The organism is Cohnella sp. GbtcB17 (assembly GCF_019091135.1).
In the GTDB taxonomy this organism is placed as follows: domain Bacteria; phylum Bacillota; class Bacilli; order Paenibacillales; family Paenibacillaceae; genus Cohnella.
On sequence record NZ_JAGXJW010000147.1, the window covers coordinates 1 to 1,045 of the forward strand.

Genomic DNA, 1,045 nt, shown 5'->3' on the forward strand with positions numbered 1-1,045 from the left:
TACCATGCGCTCGGCACCTGGTCGAGTTACATCGACGTCTCGTCTGCCGAGCCTGGCACGTGATTCAGGCTGCGCTCCACAATCTCGGGCGCGCCGAACACGTAATAGTGCACACGCGCCTCGTTGCGGCTGTCGCCCAGCCAGAATACCTGTTCATAGGACGGGCAGTCGACGTACGTGTCCTCCATGCACAGCCGGGTCGTATGCCTGCTGATCTCCCACGTTTCGTTCAGCAGCGCGTCCGAGCAGCGGAAGCTTCCTTGATCTGCGACCGGGTACGTACTCTGGCGGATATAAATTTCGTGCAGCTTAACCGGCGCGCTATTGCCCCTGACGGTCAGGAACAAATACCGGAAGCCGCGCCGCACGGGAGAAAGGTACGACTGCCTGCCTTCGCGGCAAATGTAGCGGAACGTGTGGAGGAGCCCGTTCGTGTGCTGGGGGTAGCCTGAGCCCATATATCCGACGCCATAAGCGTCAATGATCGTGCCGGCGGGCGCTTCCAGTTCGAAGCCGACGAACCCTGAGCGCTCTACGCCAAGATCGATGACCAGCTCGCAGTCTCCGTCTTCGAATACGGGCAGCAGGCCCGGCTCGGGAACCGGCAATATCGCGTTAGAACGGATCTCGGCACCGCTCTCCGTTCGGCGACCGTCCGCCAGACGTTTGCACCGAACACGTCTTCCTCCGTATACAGCAACGGATCGAACGGCTTGATCCACGAAGCGAATGCCTCAAGCGCGGCGGCGTTAGGCGCGGCTTCCGGCAGCGCTTTATAGTCGGGGTGGTCGGTCTGCATCCGTCTGCCTGGACGGTGATCGATGTACTCGGACTGGTCGAACGTACCGATCGTTGCCAGCGGCACGCCGTTGTCGCCGGCCGGCGAACGCAGCGAGAACGCCGCTTCGCTGTCAATGGCGAAATGGCTGCTGCCCCCGTGGTCGGAGCTTGTAATATCGTCGAGAACCAGATGGTCGCCTGCAGCGAGATTCAAGCTGTAATATCGCGCAGGCTGCACGCCCGACCACTCGGTTTGCAGGACGCC

The 1,045-nt window shown here is 61.5% G+C and carries 1 protein-coding gene and 1 pseudogene; both read right to left on the reverse strand.

From position 1 onward, the window contains the following. Positions 1-26 precede the first annotated feature (26 nt). Complete coding sequence (locus KVT38_RS33385) at positions 27-608, reverse strand: family 78 glycoside hydrolase catalytic domain (protein WP_217598045.1); 582 nt, start codon at positions 606-608, stop codon at positions 27-29. Next, positions 533-1,045 (reverse strand): annotated as a pseudogene (locus KVT38_RS33390) (hypothetical protein); the annotation flags it as partial. The gene KVT38_RS33385 and the pseudogene KVT38_RS33390, both read right to left, overlap by 76 nt.